Origin of the sequence: Anaplasma marginale str. Florida, assembly GCF_000215485.1 — a bacterium.
Lineage (GTDB): Bacteria > Pseudomonadota > Alphaproteobacteria > Rickettsiales > Anaplasmataceae > Anaplasma > Anaplasma marginale.
This window is the reverse complement of the sequence record NZ_AFMS01000111.1, coordinates 1-17,783: the sequence shown is the minus strand read 5'-3', so window position 1 is coordinate 17,783 and position 17,783 is coordinate 1. Positions and strand designations below refer to the sequence as shown.

The window sequence follows — 17,783 nt, the reverse complement described above, 5'->3', positions numbered from 1 at the left end:
AGCCACAAACTCGGACAGATGCGCCCCACTCTCTGTGGTGCAGAGCTTCCCGCCGGGACAAATGGCCTCAATCCGCGCCAGAAACTGCAAGGGTGCAATGCCGTCTACGTCCTTAGCAACCTGTGCGCATTAAACCTGAGCTATTTTCCAATGCAGAATCTCTTGAAGATGTTATCCAAAATATCATCCCCATAAACCGCACCAGTGACTTTACCTATCTCCTTGGTAGCCAGCCTGAGATACTCAGCAACAATCTCAGCGGGCATCTCGTCTGTAATATCGGAAATCACTTTAGCAGCGCTTTGTAGGTGGCCTCTGTGCCTTTGTGATGTTATTAATACGTCCCCGGACTTTGGGAACCCGTCTATTGCCCTCTCCTTGAGCGCTGATAATAGGCTATCTACCCCAAGGTTGGTGTGCACAGATACCAGGTAAAACTGCTTTCCCTCTATAATTCTGGTTTCTCCCTCCTTTGCGCTATCAGCCTTGCTCAGCACATAAATGGTTTTACCATCATCCCCCCCTTCAATTGCCTCATGCACACCCAGGTTGCCTGCTTCGCTGTGGGGAAATAACATTATCCTGATGTCAGCAGTTGCCGCCTCTGATTTTGCACGCATGATGCCTTCACGCTCTACAAAATCTGTGCTTTCACGTATACCTGCGGTATCTACAACTATGAACGGATAGCCACCGATGTCCACGTGCGCTTCAAGCACATCGCGTGTGGTGCCGGGATATTCCGAAACAATCGCCATGTCTCTGCGTGCAAGGTGATTAAACAGCGTAGACTTGCCAACGTTCGGCTTACCGAGAATTGCAACCCTCATGCCATGCCGCAATCTCTCCCCACGGTGGCCGTCATCAAGATGCCGCTCAAGGGAGTTATGCAGCTCTTTTACTCTGTCATGCACACTGCGCAGTATCTGTGGTGAGACATCATCGGGAAAATCGATGTAAGCCTCTAGGTCAGACAGTATATCAACAAGGCTGCTACGCCACTCTTCATACAACCGCTCCAAGAAACCTGAGGATTGGGCAAATGCCTGGCGCAGTTGCGCTTCTGTCTCAGAGTTTACAAGATCAGCAATTCCTTCAGCTCTGGTGAGATCGATTTTACCATTCAAAAACGCCCTGAGTGAGAATTCCCCCGGCTCTGCAATGCGAAACACCGTTTGCAACTCTTCGAAGAGCAACCTTATAACTGCCAGGCTGCCGTGCACTTGCAGCTCCACAACATCTTCACCAGTAAAGCTTCCGGGCCCAGGGAAATACAGTACTACAGCTTGGTCTATCGGCTGCCGCTTTTTGTCATACAGGGTTTTGCAAGTAGCAACTCTGGGACGCACCGGCTCTTTTACACCTAACAGTTGCATAGACTTCAAGGCGTTATGCCCGGATATTCTGATTACCGCAACCCCAGATTTACCCATGGGCGTTGATAAGGCGAAGATCGTGTCTGCGCGTGACACCTAATACACCCCTCTGAGGATCTCGTTGATTGCGGTCCGGCTCCTGGTACGATTACACACCTTTTTCACAATTACAGCGCAATACAGAGATGCACCACCTGATGTGGGAGCGCACCCCGGAACCACTACGGAATAGGGAGGCACTCTACCGAAGGTGACTTCCCCAGTTTCTCTGTCAATAATCTTGGTTGAGGACCCGATATATGTGCCCATTGCGAGTACTGACCCTTCCCCTATTATAACTCCATCTACAACTTCGCTCCTAGCACCGATAAAGCACCCGTTCTCAATAACAGTCGGCCTGTTACCGACTGGTTCTAGCACGCCCCCTATTCCCACGCCACCAGATATGTGGCAATTCTCCCCAATTTGCGCACAGCTGCCTACAGTGGCCCATGTGTCGATCATGGTCCCCGCACCCACATGGGCAGCAACGTTAACAAAACTCGGCATTAATACCACTCCGGCCCCAATGTATGCAGACTTCCTCACATACGCGCCAGGCACCGCTCTAATGCTCGCACTTGCAAACTGTGCGGCATCCCACCCAGCAAACTTTGCGGGGATTTTATCACACCAGCTACACCAATCTGACCCTGGAATGCCCATGAAGTTGATGTCATGCGTACGGAAAAAAGCCAGTACAGCTTTTTGCACCCAGCTATTGACCACCCAATCTCCGGAGGCCGATTTTACGCAGGCCCGGATTTTGCCTATATCCAAAAGTTCCAAAGCCGTCTCGCTCGCTCGGCGCAGCTCGTCCTGCGAGCAATTCTCTGCCTCAAAAACACCTTGTAGATATTCAAAATCAGCCTCAGAGTCCACAGATTCATCCACCTTGACACGCTCACCTAACATACACCCATGCTCCATACAACGGTCTCAAGCCGAGCAGAAGTTTCCAAAATTGCAAGGCGCACACTAGGTTCGGTGTCGGCAAACGGATACGAAACCGCCTTCCATTTGGTCAATCATCAGTTCATAACAATGGACACACAGAGAATAATGCGCTATAGTGCACCCGTTGTTACGCGTTACCGGCGCCGATGCGATGAAGATAGAGTGCAAAAACTGCCATGCAACTTACAGCGTAGCTCGCGACAAGATGCCTGCTAAAGGAAAAAAAGTCAAGTGCACAAACTGCGGGCATGTGTGGTTTTTTTCTGCCGAGGAAGGCACAGCTAAATCTTCCAGCACACCCGCTGTAAAGCTCGGCGGCGCAACTAGACGTAGCAGAGGGCGCGAGCCTTTCACTTGGAAGGATGGCGTGCTCATTCTAATGATGTTTCCGCTCATATTTTTCTTTTCTTCCACATTTCAGAAGAAAATTCCTTATAGGTTCAGAAAGGCATACCGCTTTGCCGAAATTTATGACACCTCTCACGTAAGGCTGCAGGAATCTCGGGTCAAGATCCTAAGCGTTGATGGGGAAGAACTAGTAGTAAAGGTAAGCTGGTCAATAGAAAATACAGCGGGTGATGAGCGCTTTATCCCTGGCGTGCATCTCGTTTTTTATGACAAAAATTCCAAAAAAGTATTCTCCCGTAAGGTAGAGGTGAACAAGTACGGGCTCATACCCAGCAACACTAGGCTGCAGTTTGAAAAAACCGTTAGTGGCGTGCCCAGCAACGTGGCAACCTTAAAAGTGAAGGTCGGGAATGTCTTTGAGGTCTTGTTCTACTGAGATGATTCCAGAATTTACCGTAACGGAGATCACTGATCTAGTACGGCAGGTGATGCATGATACGTTCTACTGCATCAAAATTCGTGGAGAGATAAGCGGCTTATCGAGGCCGAGCTCTGGGCATGTATATCTGTCACTTAAAGACGATAATTCTGTCATCAGTGCTGTGTGTTGGCACGGCACCAGGCTTGATGTACAGTTCGAAAATGGGTTGGAGGTCATATGCACAGGGCATATTAGTACCTACCAATCGAGATACCAATTGGTGATTGAAGGAATGGTGCTTGCCGGCCAGGGGAAGTTGGCAGCCATGCTTGAAGAACGCCGCAAGAAACTGGAGAAAGAAGGGTTGTTTGACCAGGCACGTAAAAAGCCGCTGCCCCTTTTACCGCTTAAAATTGGAGTAATAACATCACCAACTGGGGCGGTAATTCGCGACATACTAAACCGCGTGAAGCACAGGTTCCCCTCACATATCATAGTATGGCCGGTACAGGTGCAGGGTTCACAAGCGAGTGCGATGGTTGTGCAAGCGATTTTGGGGTTTAACAACTTGGAAGAGCCACCTGATGTGATAATTGTGGCAAGAGGTGGGGGCAGCATAGAGGACTTGTGGCCGTTTAATGACGAGGAGCTGGCGCGAACAGCCGCCGCATCGAAGATACCCATAGTCTCCGCTATTGGGCACGAAACAGATTTTACAATAATTGACTATGCTGCAGATGTACGGGCTCCAACTCCCACAGCAGCTGTCGAAATCGTGCTGCCGGAAAGACAACAGCTCGTGAGCGATATCGCGCATAAGCTTTCAAAAATCAGGAGCGCTGTTAGAAATGTGCTGGGCGCTAAAGAGCATAGGTTGCTCCAGCTATACGGCGTACTCACCGAAACTAAACACAAGATAAGCGAAGTGGGAAGGAGTGCGCTTGCGCACCAAGAAAAAATCGAGTTCCTTTTTAAGGTGGCTTTGCTCAAAAAACAACAGTACCTTGACAACCTGATCGGGAGGATCGACCGTTACAACAAAGAACATATTATATCGGTGGGTTATGCGGTCATATACGACAACACCGGGCAACACGTGAGCTCCGCAAATGCCGTGGCTCCCGACGACACCATAGTGATAGAGTGGAAAGACGGAAAGCGAAGGGCAGCTATACTGACTTGAACGCTAGCATGCCTTTTATTGCCGGAACAGACATATAACACCTGCTCAATAGCGGACCGTTGCGCCCACGGCATGGTAAAACGCCTACACAAGCGGCAAACGAAATCCTGGCACTACTGGCAGCACCCTAGTTAAATTCCGTGCAGAAGTGTACGTTCCTTTTCAACTGCCAGACCCGGTACACGCAAGCCTTACGCAACACTCAAAAATTGCAACAGGGCACCGCCCCCGGTGGAAACGTATGAAAAGTCTTCCGCAGAATAGCCAGACGCTTTTATGGCGAATATGCTGTCGCCTCCCCCCACAATTGTGCTCACCCCCTTTTCTTTCTTGAGGCACACCAAGTTCCGAATCAGGTCTGAGGTGCCTGTGGCGAAAGCCGCGCGCTCAAAAACCCCCATGGGGCCGTTCCAGAACACGGTTTTACATTTACCCAAAACCTCAGCCACCTCAGCAGAGGTTTGCGTTCCAATATCAAAAATGCAGTCCTCCTCTCCTACATCTTTGTTTTGCTTTGTCTGTGCACTGCAGTCCAGATTGCGCGCAACAACGTGATCTCTGGGGACGATCACACAGCAATTGCTCTTGCGTGCGGATTCCAAAACCGCATGTACGGCATCGTCACAAGGTTCGTAGACCGAACTACCGATCTTGTGGCCACTTGCACGCAAAAAACTGTTTGATAGCCCCCCACCGAGCACTAAAAAATCAACTTTCTGGGCCAAGTTACGCAACATTGGTATCTTAGAAGACGTCTTCGCGCCCCCAATGACCGCGGCAACTGGATGCTCGCTCACTATGTTACCCAGGTAGTGCAGTTCATCTTGCAAATTAAGGCCCGCAGCAGCAGGGAGAAATTTGGTGATCGCGTCAATTGAGGCGTGCATTCTGTGTGAGCAGGAAAATGCATCATTAACATACAAATCTGCCATGGAAGCCAACTGTTTTGCAAAAGCAGGATCGTTCTTCTCCTCCCCCGCATGGAACCTAAGGTTTTCCAATAGGACCACGGACCCCCAAGGCAATGCATTTACAACGGTGCACACCCTTTCACCAAAGCAGTCTCCTACAAAAGTAACGGGTACGCCCAAAACCTCGCTTATGGTGCCAACTAGCGGTTCAAGCGAGAAATCTGCGTCCACACAGCTCGGGCGCCCAAAGTGAGACACCATAATAACCTTGGCCCCAGCTTTGACTAGATAGTCTACCGTAGGCGCAACCCTTTCGATCCTTGTTCTGTCACGCACCTGGCCATGTTCTACTGGAACGTTAAAGTCAACCCTCAGCAGAACTCTACATCCCCGCACACTGGAATTTTGCACCCAGGGCAACGTTCTGATGCTTTTCATCGCCAAATCCAACATGAAGCCGCCCGTAACCGCACGCACGGGTCCTAGAGCACCTCAGGAGTGTACACACGTATACCGCACAAGACAAGTCCTATTGCGTGCTTTCGTTCATTACGCATCATATGCAACGGATTCTAGCAAAACTTGCGTCACATGTGCTCCGCCTACGTCCCACAACTGGCATCTCTCTATGTTGGGACCCCCTTTTTAACGCTATAGAAGCCGCAAAGCCCCGCGCAGTGAGCGCATCTAGCCCCAAAGCAAGTATGAACAAGCTGCCATGAGGTTACGCATTTCTCGCATGTTACACAATCACCAAACCGAAGTAAATGTGTGCCGCGCCACTTGAGCACTGTCATCTCACCATTATGCATTATTTAACTATGGAAAGTGTATGCTTTTGCGGTGAGCAGAGTTCAGTTTTAGGTATAGCCGTATGCAGCAAGATGTACCTGCAGGCACTCCGGGGCACTCCGGCCCTCTGAGGGTGCAGTGGGAGGTGGTGAAGCATCAAAAATACAGCAATGGCAGCTTGTCTCAGGTATCCTGCCTGTATACCATAAAGGTGTACAACATTGAGGGTATGTTCGCCTTCAGCGCGGAGCCTGTGAGGAGCGTGCTACTCAGAATTAACCCCTCTATAGATTGCGTGCTTCTTAACAAGGCAGTTAGCATAGAGGTTCTCGACGGAGTTATGCTGCGCAAGTTTTCCAGCAAAAAGCGCAATTATGTCTCTCGCTTGCAAGACTTGTCCAAATATTTTGAAGACAATCTCGGTATCACGCTTCCAGAAAGTATACGGAAGAGTTTCGTTAAGGAGTTCGGTGAAGCAGCAAAGCTGCTGAAGGGCTCTTTCAGTGTGTAAGCTGACAGTTGAGTGGTTATTGAACGTTTAAGGTCTATGCGCGGCGGCTGCTTAATTCACGCGCATTAACCCTTAAGAAATTAGGATAGATTATAAATTTCTTATCTATCCACCTTATCAATTTCACAATCAGGAATACGTGTGTACGCCGTAGCTGTCGTGCAGCTTCTGCAGCAGTATCAGGTAGTGCTTGCTGCGTTGGTACTTTTTGTCATATTTTTCACAGCAGCGCAGTCGGTGCGGGGTGCCGGCTTCGGACATGCACCCGCAGCGCTTCGTGAGAAATCCACACATGGCCAGTTGGCGCCCCCAGCGCCGGCGTACCCTGCATCACGCAACCCGGCAGAGCCCCCCACCCTCCATGGTGGCACCGAGGTTGCGCCGCCAGACTCCAGGCATAAGCGCGTTTGTCACGCAGATGATCAAGCCCGTGCAACCGCAGCCTTCCCTCGAGCAACACCAGTGCCTCACACGGGGTGCGGTGGCGGCAGTCATTCCACGAAGCAACCTCCGGTAGGCCATATTGCCCCACTATCGCGTGGATGCTCTGCTAAAGTCATGGTGGAACCAAGCGCTAAGTGTGCATTGTATTCCCTAGAGGTGGAACCTAGCCACTGTGAGTTGGTAGAATCTACAGAGGAAGCTATAGAAGTGGTGGAGATCGCGTATGAGCCGTGTTGTATGGACATCAGCGAGCCCGCCCCCAATGAAGCACAGTTCTATGTTGTCGAAGAAGGAGTAATCGACACGGACCAAGAACCGTTCTCCGAGGTAGAATCGGCAAACACCTTAATGTACTGCATCGCGGTAGACCAGGTATTCCCCCACCAAATTGCAAAAATGCTTCAACACGGGTAGAATTCCGCTCCGTGCGTTGGGTTACACAATTAAATCGGGTGTGGGCGGTGGATTTTATCAAAATGCACAGCAATGCGAATGATTTTGTCATAATTGATCGCAGAAGCATTGGAGAAGTGGCCATAGACTACGCGGCAATTGCCCACAGAAAGACCGGCGTTGGTTGCGACCAGGTAGTGACTATAGACAGATCGGACGGCGGCACCGATTGCACAATTACTATCCACAACCCAGACGGCAGCCAGGCGGCAATGTGCGGCAATGCCGCAATGTGCGTAGGCAAGCTACTGATGGATGAGCTGGGCACTACTAGCGCATCTATAACAATTGGAGACCGCGTAGTACTTGCGGAAAAGTCCAAAACTGGCATGATACTAGTAAACTTGGGCAAGCCAAAGCTCGCTTGGCAGGATATACCAATAGCCCACGAATGCGACACGTTGAAGGTCCCGCTGTCAATCCCAGGATACCCACAGCCCGTAGGAGTGAATATGGGCAACACGCACATGGTGTTTTTCGTGGCATCAGTCAAGGACTGTAAGCTAGAAGAGCTGGGACCGCTGGTAGAGCACGATGCCCTATTCCCGCAACGCACCAACGTATGTGTGGCAGAAGTAGTAACCAGAAGCAAGATTACCCTCAGAGTGTGGGAAAGGGGCACTGGCGAGACGTTTTCCTGTGGCAGTGGATCCTGCGCTGCGCTCATCGCGGGCGTAAGATTGGGAGTCACGGAAAGGAAATGTACGGTTAGTATGCCCGGTGGAGATCTGTTAACAGAATGGCAAGAAAGTGGTGATACCGTGGTCGGTAGTGGTGTTACTGAGTCTTTTCGCGGCGTTCTATAGGCAAATTGCAAGTTTTCTGATTACAAATGCAGCGTGTGCGCGCTATAATCAGGGTGTGGTGTGGAGCTTTGTGTTATGCAGGGACTTTCTTCCGTGGACAAGGTGGCGGCGTCAATGTGTGTAGTGCCGGCCTCCATGTGTGTTTTCGCGGCGTGTGTAGCCGCGGTGTTGATAAAAACTCTGGGCACTAAGTCCGGGGCCTCTCTCGAATCTCCGTTTGCGGGGTTTTCCGCATGGGCGGTACTTACGGTGGTGACGTTGCTGTTTTTCACGCTTCAAGCGCTGGAGCGTGCCTGGTATGTTGTGTCTGTCACAGCCGCTCAGTATAGAAGTTTTGCCGCAGTTATGGCTTGGTGGCTGTCTTTAGAGGGGAGGCACAAAACAAAAGAGGCTCTGGCGGATGGGCGCGCTGTGCTTATGGATTACACCGATGGCAGCTTCTACCGCAGAATAGATCCCAAAGAACCTGATCCCCGTCCCTGTAAAGGTAACATGAGACAAAGAGTGGGTAGCGTGCTTTGGTTGCTGGATGTCACGGATTCTGTTGCACACCAAAGAGAGCTTTGCAAAAACTCAATTTTGTCTTAGAACTTACCGACGGCGTTCGCGGTTTTTTGGGTGTGGAGAGTTTTGTCTTACCGGTTATAGTATGAGGAAAATCCTTTCTTTCTTCGGCGATGGCCTGGGGTCATTGTGCTCGAGGGTTTTTTGTTCGCTCCCAGGTACGGGGGAGGTTGCTGAACTCGTAAGAAGCAGCCGCGCGTCAGCCATGGAAAGCATTTCCTCCTTAAGGGATAAGTCTAAGAGCCTACTCTTCACGAATATGGATTTAGGGTTGTATCACTTTTATAGGGGCAACGTACAAGACGCAAAAGCAAGATTCTGGCTCATCAGCTTGGTAAGACCAAAACTTCCGGACGCTTATTACAACATAGGCAGGTGCCACCTGGTGCTGCGAGACATACACAGGGCGGTAAAAAGCTTTGAGAAGGCGTTATCGCTCGACAAATCGCATCAGGAGTCTATGTATTATCTACAAAAAATAGAAGCTCCCGAAAAGGTGGCTGAGGTACCGGAAAACATCATAAGACAACACTTTAACTACACAAGCGAGTACTTTGTTGAGTATTGGCTAATCGCCCAAAACTACAGGGGGCACGAGTACGTGCGGTCCCTGGTTATGAATTTCCTGGGAGACAGGATTGCCGAGCTGGATGTTCTAGATCTAGGATGCGGCACCGGCGTTTGCGGGCAGTTCCTGAAGATGAAGGGGGTGGGCCGCCATATAACCGGAGTTGACATATCCCGCAGGATGCTGGACATTGCGAGAAAGTGCTTCGTAAACGGGAGGCAGGCATACAATGAACTGCTCTGCATGAACATGCACGAGTTTCTACGAGACAACAACAAGGAGTATGATGTAATCATCCTAACTGAAGTACTGCACTATTCAGGAAAGCGCTTAGGCGAGATTTTGGAAATGTGCAGTAAGGCTCTAGCCAAAGGAGGCATTATTGTGGCGCTGGTGCGCGAAGGTACCGGACAGGGGTATCGGTTCGTCAAGGAGGGAGATTTCTTTTGTCACTCAGGTGCATATGTTCAACAACAAGTGGAGAAATTGGGCTTGCGTCTAAGTTACGTTAACCGTTGCAAAATATACGGAGACAGGGTCGATGGGCTGCTGTTTGCTATATCTCATGGTGATGACGCTGCAGCAGCACAGCGGAAGAGTGGTGGGGCAGATGCTGCTGGCGCTGTGGGCACCACCTAGCGGCTGTGGTTATTGACAGACAAACCCATTTTGCGTTACCATTGGTCCGCATTTGTCGCGGTTGTGGTGGAAATGGTAGACACGCAGCGTTGAGGTCGCTGTGGCTATAACAGGCCTTGGAAGTTCGAGTCTTCTTAACCGCACCATCTCGTGGGTCTCAAGTGAATTTGATAGGCAGAGTTTTCGGCTTTGGCAACAATCTGGTAGAGAGGGCGGTGTTGGAGATAAGGCGCTGCGCGCCGGTTATCCTCCACAAGAGCGGCAGGTATGCGTTGGTTTTCCCTAGCGAACTGTTGGAGGACCACTCCTTCGCCACATTAACCGAGTTTTCCAGTAAGTTGTACCTACTGCTAACTGGCAGGAGAATGGCTGCAGTCGCAGGTGGGCGTGCGCTGTCCAGGGTGCTGGCAAACGGTTTCACACTAGCAGATATTGCAGCTGCGCTATCTACTAGCACAAGTCTGCCACCTGGTGTGCAGGTTACAAGCAGCAGTAGCCCGTTAGATGGCCACGCGATAGACCTAATGAAGCTAGCAAAGTTGCTTCCTTCCGCTCTGATCGCAGACATGGAGTTTGCGCATGATGGGGAAATGGAGCAGTGGTGCGCGCAAAATAACATACTGTGTTTGGCATGCGATGCACTGTCTGGCTATCGTAAGGAGTATAGCTTGCGCGAGGTTTGCCGCTCTGATCTTTGTCTGAACAACGCACCGGCTTCTAAGATACTTGTGTACAGGTCAAACTTAGGAGAACCGGAACACTATGCAATTATCATAGGCGATCCAAGCTTTGAGAACCCCGTGGTAAGGTTGCACTCGTCGTGCTACACGGGAGATCTACTGGGCAGCATTTCGTGCGACTGTAGAGGCCAATTACTGCACACCATACAGTTCTTGGGCAGTGGAAGTGGCGGCATAGTGTTATATATCTCTCAAGAGGGAAGAGGAATAGGGCTAGCGAACAAAATACGCGCCTATAACTTGCAAACGCAGAACGCTCTGGATACCGTAGACGCGAATAGGTTTCTTGGATTCGATGATGACGAAAGAGTCTTCCTGCCAGCAGCGCGCATTCTTGACGAGCTGGGAATCTCAAAGTTTCAGATGCTAACCAGCAACCCCAGCAAGGTATCTAGTATGTGTGATCATGGATTCACTGTCACAAAAATGATACCCCTTTCGGTCGGAACTCACGAACGCAATATTGACTACATAAAAACAAAAATAGAACGCCTAGGGCACGTTAATTGAGGATGCTTTTCCTGTTAACTTGATGTAAATAAAAGCGTTGTAGGTTGTGTTCGTGTATTATGTGGGCTTATCATCGGGTAGGGTATCCCCCTTCCTAGTCTAGTTTCGGCGAGTTTGTATGGGTATGTTCGGTTTCGGTAAGAAGGGTGCGAGTGCCGCGGTTTCCGCAAGTACTGATGACTGGTATCATGACAGATACAGCTCAGTTGTGGTCCAGCGGAACGTTTTGCTTCTTTTGGTAGTGTTGTCCGTTTTCTGTATTGCAGTAAGCACTTTTGTAATTTTCAGGATAGGAAAAACAAGGACAATCGAGCCGTTCGTAGTTGAAATAGAAAAGAAGTCGGGGATCACCACGTTAGTTAACCCGATCACGGTAAAGCAGTACTCCGCTGATGAGGTCTTGGGTAATTACTTCATAATTGAGTATGTGCGGGCGAGGGAGCTGTATGATCCCAACAATTTCCAGTACAACTATTACACTAAGGTGAGGTTACTCTCCTCCCAGGAGACTTATAGCGAGTTCCGCAACTGGATACGTCCTAGCAACCCCTCAAGCCCAATGACGCTGTACTCGGACGCAGTATCCGGCAATCTGAAGGTGCGGTCTTTGCAACATCTTAGCACCGGAAATGTGCAGATTAGGTTTTCCTTGGAGTTTAACAACCACAATGGGTCTATCACCAAGAGAGACAGAATTGCCACTCTCGCCTTTAGGTACTCTTCGCTTGAGATGAACGATCAGGATAGGCAGGTGAACCCTCTGGGATTTCAGATTACTTACTATAGGGCGGACGATGAATTTCTATAAAAACTTGCTTGCGTGCTCGGCTCTACTGACCGTTGTTTTTACAGGAGGTGTGGCACAGTCTGCCGTAAGCGGTGGTGCACCTGTGTCTGTAGACAGTAGGATCAAAACCTTTGTATACAGCCCGAACGAGATATTTACCGTTGTGTTTAACCACGGGTATCACTCGTTTATAGAGTTCTCCAAAGGTGAGACCATAAAAGTGATGGCTATGGGAGACAGCGTTCACTGGAAGGTAAAGCCCGTAGATAACAAACTGTTCATTATGCCACTGGAGAGGGAAGGCAAGACAAATATGCTGGTAGAAACCAACAAAGGCAGGAGCTACGCTTTTGATCTTGTTTCAAAGTCTGCTGGTCCTGATGCCGCGGGGTATAAAGAAGTGGCGGATGAGCTCGGCAGGGTGGACTCCCCCCTGTTGGATATGGCCTACGTGGTGCGTTTTTACTACCCGGATAATAACAGGGAGTTCGATCTAAAAGGGGCCGGACTGGCGGACTTGTCTGCTCCGAGCTTGGCAAAGAACCCCAACAGTGGCGAGGTTACTGTGCGCCCGAATGCAACTGGCAAGAATTATGTATACTCTGCAAGCAGCGCTGATGCAACAATAGTCCCTGTGAAAACTTTTGATGATGGGGCCCTTACATATTTTCAGTTCTATGACAATAACAAGGTGATCCCAAAAGTGTTTTCTGTGGGCAGACATGGCAAAAAAGTGCCATGCAGGATGTTGCTACTTAAGGGCTATGTAATAATCGAAGGAGTCCACAAGCGGCTGTACCTTGACTACGGCAAGAGTGGCGTCGAAGTAGTGAATACGGTGCTTTGATCAATAGTTGAGTTTAGGGATGTCAGACGAAACCAAGGATAATAACTACGGCGATGGCGTAGAGGAAAGCGTCAATGTAGTGGGGGTGCACAAAAGCAAGAAGCTTTTTGTAGTCCTGGTAGTGTGCGCTATAACCGGAATGGCCTATTACATGTTCTTTCGTGGCAGCGGTACCACAGAAACATCTGAGGAGCCGCAACCGGTTATTGAGAAGCAGGATGTTGACAAGTTGCTCAAGGAGTCCGAAGCTCCAGCCCAGGAAACTGCGCCGAGAATTTTGACTCCTCCACCTAAACTGCCTGACCTACCTCCTTTGGTCATGCCTACCGCGCCTGAGCTCCCGACGCTGGCCAGGATAGCCAAAAAGAAGAAAGAGGAGCCCGTGGTTGAGGAAACCAAGGAGATTTTACCTCCAGCAGCAGAAAGTTTCTTTGAACCCGAGTTGCAACGTCGCCCGATGGAGGACGATGGGCCACCGCAGCATATACCTATGCCGTACCGGCCAGGTGGGGGAGCTATCCCTGAGCCCGTGCCTTCCTTCTTGGGGTACGATAGAGAAAAACGCGGTACGCCTATGATCGTCCTGGGAGGGGGTGGTGATGGCGGCCCAAGCGAAGATGGTGGCGGACAAGGCACTGACAGCCGTTTTAGTACTTGGAGCACACTGGACGGCACTTCGTCCCCTAGCGTTAAGGCAACCAGGGTAGGCGATCCTGGATATGTGATTCTTCAGGGACACATGATAGATGCAGTTTTAGAGACCGCTATAAACTCAGATATTCCCGGAGTGTTGCGGGCAATAGTATCTAGGGATGTATACGCGGAAGCGGGCAATATGGTCATGATACCGAAAGGCTCTAGGCTGATAGGTAGCTACTTCTTTGACGCATCCGGCAATAATACGCGGGTGACTGTGAGTTGGTCTAGGGTCATCCTGCCTCATGGTATAGACATCCAAATTAACTCAGCCGGTACTGATGAGCTGGGTAGGAACGGTAGCGCAGGGTTTATTGACACCAAAATGGGGAATGTCCTTACGTCCACGATTCTGCTTGCAGGGGTTTCCATGGGCACTGCTTTTGTGACCTCAAAAATACCTGCTCTGCAGTCTGAAATCAAAGACACTACCGAGGAGAAAGGTGAGAAGAAGAAAGAGGAAAAGTCATCTACCCTACCGGTTAAGATCGTTTCTGATGCCGTAAAGGATTTCTCTGAATCTATGAAGGCTCTGATTAAGAAGTACGTAGATACCAGCAAGCCTACCATTTATGTTGACCAGGGAACTGTAATGAAGGTATTTGTAAACCAAGACATAGTGTTCCCTAGGGAGGCGGTGCGTAGGTAGTGGCCTGGCTCAGGTCTGGGCGCGTTGTTTATTAGTGTGGGGTGTTGTGTGCGCATATGACAGCAGGATACGCAGCGTTAGAAACATACTTGGAGCCCCTGCAGAGCATATTCGCGGAGGATGGGGTCAATGAGATCTCGATCAACAGGGAATGCGAGGTATGGGTAGAGAACAGGGGCGATATACGGTGTGAGAGGATTGAAAGTCTAACTCTGTCGCATCTAAAAGCACTCGGCAGGTTGGTAGCACAAGCAACCGAGCAGAAATTGAGTGAGGAAACGCCTTTGCTGTCGGCTTCTTTGCCCAACGGCTTCCGCGTGCAGGTGGTGTTTCCCCCCGCTTGCGAGGGTGATAAAGTCGTATTTTCCATAAGAAAGCCATCGACGGTGCAGTTGTCGCTCGATGATTATGAAAAAATGGGTGCGTTCTCCCATGTGGCCCAGCAGGGCCGCAAGGCTATGGACGTAAACAAGCAGCTTAGTGAGCTCCTGGATAGCGGGGATATCAAATCTTTCATAGAGCTTGCGGTGCTGAGCAAAAAAAACATAATCGTCAGTGGAGGTACGTCCACTGGGAAAACTACGTTCACAAACGCGGCGCTGCGGGTCATCCCAAAGGATGAAAGGATAATAACGGTGGAAGACTCTAGAGAAATAGCGCTAGACCACCCCAACAGGGTACATCTATTGGCATCCAAGGGCGGCCAGGGGCGCGCTAAGGTCTCTACACAAGATCTCATAGAGGCCTGCTTGCGTCTTCGTCCAGATAGAATAATTGTGGGGGAGCTCAGGGGGGCTGAGGCGTTTAGCTTTCTCAGAGCCATAAATACCGGGCACCCGGGTTCCATCTCCACCTTGCATGCAGACACGCCTAGAATGGCTGTAGAGCAGCTGAAACTTATGGTAATGCAAGCGAGTCTAGGGTTGCCGCCAGACCAAATAGTAAGTTACATTACCAACATAGTAGACGTAATTATACAGCTGAAAAGGGAGTCTGGAGGGGTGCGGCACGTCGCGGAGATTATGTTCACTAAATGTTCACAAGGCAATGATTAAGCTTGGTGTAAAATTGCCTACGGCCGGGGTCTCCTTATTGTTAAGCCATGCACAGTAGCTCTAATCACATACGTAACATTTTGGTGTTCTTCTTCGGGATGTTTTTCCTCCTGGAGTTCTGTTTTTACATCTCGGGGGCACTTTTTGTTCTTTCAATGTGGGGTCTTGAGTACCTGGATTTCAACGCTTTGAACCCCAGTATATCAGACTTCCCCATGAGGTTATGGCCAACAATTTTCAATTACATCCACGGGTGGTGGGCCGACCCCAAGTTATATGGGGTGTCTAATTCGCTGAAGTTGTGGCTATCCTTCGCGGCACCGTTGTGTATAGTGGGCACTGTCTTTTGGAATCTGCGGCACATTCTCCTGGAGTGGCGGCCGTTTCGAAAGAAAGAGGCCTTGCATGGTGATTCCAGATGGGCGTCGGAGCGCGATATACGTAAAATTGGCCTCAGAAGCAGGAAGGGTTTGCTGCTTGGAAAAGACCAAAGGGGGTATTTAGTAGCAGACGGCTATCAGCACGCATTGCTTTTTGCGCCTACAGGGTCAGGTAAAGGTGTGGGGTTTGTAATACCCAATCTTCTGTTCTGGGAAGACTCGCTCGTGGTGCATGACATCAAGCTGGAGAACTACGACATCACGAGTGGGTGGCGCAAGAAGATCGGGCAAGAAGTTTACGTGTGGAACCCGGCACAGCCCGACGGCGTTAGCCACTGTTATAACCCTCTAGACTGGATTAGCAAAAAGCCCGGCCAAATGGTGGATGACGTGCAAAAAATTGCGAACCTCATCATGCCTGAGCAAGATTTCTGGTACAACGAGGCGCGGAGTCTTTTCGTCGGCGTTGTTTTGTATCTGCTTGCAGTGCCGGAAAAGGTCAAATCATTTGGTGAAGTCGTGCGCACAATGCGCAGTGACGATGTGGTTTATAACCTGGCCGTGGTTTTGGATACCATAGGGAAAAAATCCATCCAGTAGCATATATGAACATTGCGGCCTTCCTCCAGAAGGCCGATAAGGAGCGGTCAGGTGTGGTCTCAACAATGAACTCATCCCTGGAACTGTGGGCCAACCCCTTGATTGACACTGCAACCGCGTCTAGTGACTTCAACATTCAGGAGTTCAAGAAGAAGAAGATCACAGTATACGTGGGCCTCACCCCAGATAACCTGACCAGGCTCAGGCCTCTGATGCAGGTGTTTTATCAGCAGGCGACCGAGTTTTTGTGTAGGGCGTTGCCATCGGACGATGAGCCCTATGGGGTGTTGTTTATGATGGATGAGTTCCCCACGCTAGGAAAAATGGAGCAATTCCAAACCGGTATCGCGTACTTCCGCGGCTATAGAGTTAGGCTGTTCTTGATAATACAAGATACCGAGCAGCTGAAGGGTATATACGAAGAGGCGGGTATGAACTCCTTCCTCTCAAACTCTACTTATAGGATCACATTTGCGGCAAATAATATTGAAACTGCAAACTTGATTTCTCAGCTCATAGGTAACAAAACCGTGAGTCAGGAATCGCTGAATAGGCCGAAATTTTTGGATTTGAATCCTGCATCGCGTTCTCTGCACATTTCAGATACTCAACGGGCGCTGTTGCTTCCACAGGAAGTGATCATGCTACCGAAAGATGAGCAGATTTTATTGATCGAATCTACGTATCCGATCAAATCGAAAAAGATTAAGTACTATGAGGATAAGTTCTTCACTAAGAAGCTACTCAAGAGCACTTTTGTCCCGACGCAGGAACCTTATGATCCAGATGCGGCACGGGGAGGAGTGGACACAGTCGCTGAGGATGTGCCTACATCTGAAGAAGGAGAGCAGCAGGCTGCCATTGCTCATGAAGAAAGCGCTCAGGAGGCGCAGCAACCCCAAGAACAACACGGTGATGAGGCTGGGTACGACGAATTCGGAGATTATCCACAAGACTATGACTACAGCTCAGAAGATGATGAGTACATGGAAGGTCTGGATGACATAGAAGGAGAGGATGTACCACTAAACGGAGAAGGCCTGGACGATATAGGTGACGAAGACAGCTACCCGGAAGATCACGTTAGCGACGAAGGACATCCGGAAGAGGATGAACTCTCTGCGTATAAAGAAGAGCCCACCGATAGTGAGCTGCAAGATGCCGAAGATGGGTATGGTGGCGGAGATGAAGAGCCGTATTACGAGGAAAATGACGGTGGTGAGCCGTATGAGGCAGATGAAATACGCGGTTCAGAAGGCGGGGTCACTGACGTGTATCCGGAGGAGGATGAACCCCTAGCATATGAAGAGGAGCCCACTGATGGTGAGCTGCAAGATGCCGAAGACGAGTATGGCAGCGGAGATGAAGAGCCGTATTATGAAGAAAGTGGCGGCGATGAGCCGTACGGGGAAGACGAAACATACGATGACGAAGATACACAACCCCCCCGTCGCGACGGCAAGCAGCGTGATGATGACAACCCGTAATGAGCTCTATAGGCCAGGCT

Annotated in this window: 15 protein-coding genes, 1 tRNA gene and 1 pseudogene; 14 read left to right on the top strand and 3 right to left on the bottom strand. The window is 50.0% G+C overall.

Annotation, left to right across the window (positions count from 1 at the left end; translation table 11 throughout):
* Positions 1-140 precede the first annotated feature (140 nt).
* Together mnmE and GAC_RS03045 are read right to left on the bottom strand one after the other, a co-directional pair.
* Positions 141-1,472: a tRNA uridine-5-carboxymethylaminomethyl(34) synthesis GTPase MnmE gene (gene mnmE, locus GAC_RS03050; protein WP_010269051.1), complete on the bottom strand. Its 1,332-nt coding sequence runs from the start codon at positions 1,470-1,472 to the stop codon at positions 141-143.
* Positions 1,473-2,330, bottom strand: coding sequence for a 2,3,4,5-tetrahydropyridine-2,6-dicarboxylate N-succinyltransferase (locus tag GAC_RS03045; RefSeq protein ID WP_010269047.1), 858 nt, complete (start codon positions 2,328-2,330; stop codon positions 1,473-1,475).
* Between the two features lie 166 nt (positions 2,331-2,496).
* Here GAC_RS03045 and GAC_RS03040 point away from each other — a divergent pair, with 166 nt between their 5' ends.
* A complete protein-coding gene (locus GAC_RS03040; protein WP_338022820.1) occupies positions 2,497-3,156 on the top strand; it encodes a zinc-ribbon domain-containing protein in 660 nt (219 codons plus the stop codon).
* Complete coding sequence (xseA, locus tag GAC_RS03035; protein WP_010269044.1) at positions 3,131-4,324, top strand: exodeoxyribonuclease VII large subunit; 1,194 nt, start codon at positions 3,131-3,133, stop codon at positions 4,322-4,324. The genes GAC_RS03040 and xseA overlap by 26 nt, the downstream gene beginning before the upstream one ends.
* A gap of 191 nt (positions 4,325-4,515) precedes the next feature.
* On the opposite strand, the gene GAC_RS03030 is transcribed toward xseA, so the two are convergent.
* Positions 4,516-5,688, bottom strand: coding sequence for a phosphoglycerate kinase (locus tag GAC_RS03030; protein WP_010269040.1), 1,173 nt, complete (start codon positions 5,686-5,688; stop codon positions 4,516-4,518).
* A 421-nt stretch (positions 5,689-6,109) separates the two neighbouring features.
* Between GAC_RS03030 and GAC_RS03025 the strand changes: the two genes are divergently transcribed.
* From GAC_RS03025 to GAC_RS02970, 12 genes and pseudogenes are all read left to right on the top strand, one after another.
* Complete coding sequence (locus GAC_RS03025; RefSeq protein WP_010266596.1) at positions 6,110-6,538, top strand: hypothetical protein; 429 nt, start codon at positions 6,110-6,112, stop codon at positions 6,536-6,538.
* 558 nt (positions 6,539-7,096) lie between these two features.
* The gene (locus GAC_RS06010) at positions 7,097-7,396 is read left to right on the top strand and encodes a hypothetical protein (RefSeq protein WP_241759852.1); all 300 of its coding nucleotides are present in this window, start codon (positions 7,097-7,099) and stop codon (positions 7,394-7,396) included.
* 47 nt (positions 7,397-7,443) lie between these two features.
* A complete protein-coding gene (gene dapF, locus GAC_RS03015) occupies positions 7,444-8,241 on the top strand; it encodes a diaminopimelate epimerase (RefSeq protein WP_010269033.1) in 798 nt (265 codons plus the stop codon).
* A gap of 60 nt (positions 8,242-8,301) precedes the next feature.
* Positions 8,302-8,829 carry a hypothetical protein gene (locus GAC_RS03010; protein ID WP_010266588.1) on the top strand — a complete coding sequence of 176 codons (528 nt, stop codon included), beginning with the start codon at positions 8,302-8,304 and terminating at the stop codon, positions 8,827-8,829.
* 61 nt (positions 8,830-8,890) lie between these two features.
* The gene (locus tag GAC_RS03005; RefSeq protein ID WP_010266586.1) at positions 8,891-10,012 is read left to right on the top strand and encodes a methyltransferase domain-containing protein; all 1,122 of its coding nucleotides are present in this window, start codon (positions 8,891-8,893) and stop codon (positions 10,010-10,012) included.
* A gap of 57 nt (positions 10,013-10,069) precedes the next feature.
* Positions 10,070-10,158: transfer RNA gene (locus GAC_RS03000), tRNA-Leu, on the top strand.
* A 15-nt stretch (positions 10,159-10,173) separates the two neighbouring features.
* Complete coding sequence (locus GAC_RS02995; RefSeq protein ID WP_010266584.1) at positions 10,174-11,262, top strand: GTP cyclohydrolase II; 1,089 nt, start codon at positions 10,174-10,176, stop codon at positions 11,260-11,262.
* 118 nt (positions 11,263-11,380) lie between these two features.
* A complete protein-coding gene (locus tag GAC_RS02990) occupies positions 11,381-12,070 on the top strand; it encodes a VirB8 family type IV secretion system protein (protein ID WP_010266581.1) in 690 nt (229 codons plus the stop codon).
* On the top strand, positions 12,057-12,896 hold the full coding sequence (gene virB9 / locus GAC_RS02985) for a P-type conjugative transfer protein VirB9 (RefSeq protein ID WP_010266578.1): 840 nt from the start codon (positions 12,057-12,059) through the stop codon (positions 12,894-12,896). The genes GAC_RS02990 and virB9 overlap by 14 nt, the downstream gene beginning before the upstream one ends.
* A 19-nt stretch (positions 12,897-12,915) precedes the next feature.
* On the top strand, positions 12,916-14,241 hold the full coding sequence (locus tag GAC_RS02980; RefSeq protein ID WP_010266574.1) for a TrbI/VirB10 family protein: 1,326 nt from the start codon (positions 12,916-12,918) through the stop codon (positions 14,239-14,241).
* A 56-nt stretch (positions 14,242-14,297) separates the two neighbouring features.
* Complete coding sequence (gene virB11 / locus GAC_RS02975; RefSeq protein WP_035017591.1) at positions 14,298-15,296, top strand: P-type DNA transfer ATPase VirB11; 999 nt, start codon at positions 14,298-14,300, stop codon at positions 15,294-15,296.
* Positions 15,297-15,343: 47 nt separating this feature from the next.
* A pseudogene (locus GAC_RS02970) lies at positions 15,344-17,763 on the top strand (type IV secretory system conjugative DNA transfer family protein).
* Positions 17,764-17,783 lie beyond the last annotated feature (20 nt).

Coding starts and splice junctions, on each gene's coding strand:
- GAC_RS03045 (WP_010269047.1), bottom strand. CDS start 2,330: ATGTTAGGTGAGCGTGTCAAGGTGGATGAATCTGTGGACTCTGAGGCT.
- xseA (WP_010269044.1), top strand. CDS start 3,131: ATGTCTTTGAGGTCTTGTTCTACTGAGATGATTCCAGAATTTACCGTA.
- GAC_RS03030 (WP_010269040.1), bottom strand. CDS start 5,688: ATGTTGGATTTGGCGATGAAAAGCATCAGAACGTTGCCCTGGGTGCAA.
- GAC_RS03025 (WP_010266596.1), top strand. CDS start 6,110: ATGCAGCAAGATGTACCTGCAGGCACTCCGGGGCACTCCGGCCCTCTG.
- GAC_RS06010 (WP_241759852.1), top strand. CDS start 7,097: ATGGTGGAACCAAGCGCTAAGTGTGCATTGTATTCCCTAGAGGTGGAA.
- GAC_RS03005 (WP_010266586.1), top strand. CDS start 8,891: ATGAGGAAAATCCTTTCTTTCTTCGGCGATGGCCTGGGGTCATTGTGC.
- GAC_RS02990 (WP_010266581.1), top strand. CDS start 11,381: ATGGGTATGTTCGGTTTCGGTAAGAAGGGTGCGAGTGCCGCGGTTTCC.
- virB9 (WP_010266578.1), top strand. CDS start 12,057: ATGAATTTCTATAAAAACTTGCTTGCGTGCTCGGCTCTACTGACCGTT.
- GAC_RS02980 (WP_010266574.1), top strand. CDS start 12,916: ATGTCAGACGAAACCAAGGATAATAACTACGGCGATGGCGTAGAGGAA.
- virB11 (WP_035017591.1), top strand. CDS start 14,298: ATGACAGCAGGATACGCAGCGTTAGAAACATACTTGGAGCCCCTGCAG.